1 protein-coding gene is annotated in these 1,252 nt (G+C 51.4%); it reads right to left on the reverse strand.

Annotated elements, in window-relative coordinates:
• Window positions 1–323 precede the first annotated feature (323 nt).
• The gene (locus tag V6D20_15060; protein HEY9817099.1) at window positions 324–1,040 is read right to left on the reverse strand and encodes a hypothetical protein; all 717 of its coding nucleotides are present in this window, start codon (window positions 1,038–1,040) and stop codon (window positions 324–326) included.
• Window positions 1,041–1,252 lie beyond the last annotated feature (212 nt).

Genomic DNA, 1,252 nt, shown 5'->3' on the forward strand with positions numbered 1-1,252 from the left:
CTTACGGCGGAGATCAAGTGACATCAAATTAGGTGGAAGACCTTTTGCAAGTGCCGCTGCACCTTCTGCGCCAATCCTATTCCCTGCAAGCTCAGTCAAAGTAGAAAACGCTTACAAAACACACATTACACGCACTACACCGAAAACCAACCTCATCTATCTTGCTACTCAGGGGATCAAACCCTTGCTCTCCAAGGACCAATCTGATGCAATCCTTACGTTTTGTAAAACTTGTGTTCCCCATGTGGAGCACCAAAACTCCTGCTGGTAAAGCAGAGCAAAGCTGAGTACATCCTCTGGGGCCTATCCCATTGTCTAGCTGATTAGCGTAAGGTGACGTTACTCTTGAGCACTAAGACTTTGAGATTTGGTGGCATCTTCGTAGCAAGCTCTGACGCACCAGCATCACCAAGTTGGAAATCCTCGGCGCCATCAATATCAATGGCCAGGGTCTCCTGAGTGATCTCCTGCAGTGAGCAGGCCACGGCCGAGACTGAGCATCCAACTCTTGCAGAGAGGATGCGCTGCAGCGTCGCCAGCCATTGCTTGCTAGTTGGTAGAGCGGCATCGGTGGCAAGTTTCACTTCCACTCGCAGGCGCTGATCATCGTACTTGTTCACCCTCTCCGCTGTCAGGGGCAGCTTTGTCGAAAACTGCAATTCAAGGCTCATTCGATCCAATAACGCTTCAGAGGCTTCGCCGAGCTCTCTTCCATGTACTGCATCCTCGATCTCCAGCAACAAAACGCGTGTTGTGCAGTCGATGGGGGGCTCGAGTCGTTGGAGTTGGTACGGAGCGAAAAGAGCAATTCCTGCTCCTTCAGCCTGCCGAATCCAGTCTAGAAGCCCACGGTTTGGTTTTGTACCATTATGGCATAGGTACTTTGAAAGGGACAGCGCGGTGGCAGGAGTTGGGTCCTGAACAAACTGATTGCCTTCCCAGCAGGGTGGTGGATGCTCGACCAGCCATGAGCGGAGCTGTGGAGCTTGGAGGGCAGTTGTAAGCTCTTCTGAAGGTAGAAAAGGGGTGATGGCCTCCATGGTTCAAAAAACTGCCGATGGGGCAAAAGCTTCGCAGCTGGTGCCGTGTGAGTGCACTTTTCCACGGCTACAAAGAGCAAACATAGACATGGAGATTCCAGGAGGGGAAAAAACTTTAATTACGTGCCATAATAAACGTCTACATTACCGCATTGCTTTGACACCTGGTTAATATGTCCGCTAGCCCCACGTCCGCTCTTCCTACCCGCTCT

It is taken from the genome of Candidatus Obscuribacterales bacterium, from assembly GCA_036703605.1.
In the GTDB taxonomy this organism is placed as follows: Bacteria; Cyanobacteriota; Cyanobacteriia; order RECH01; family RECH01; genus RECH01.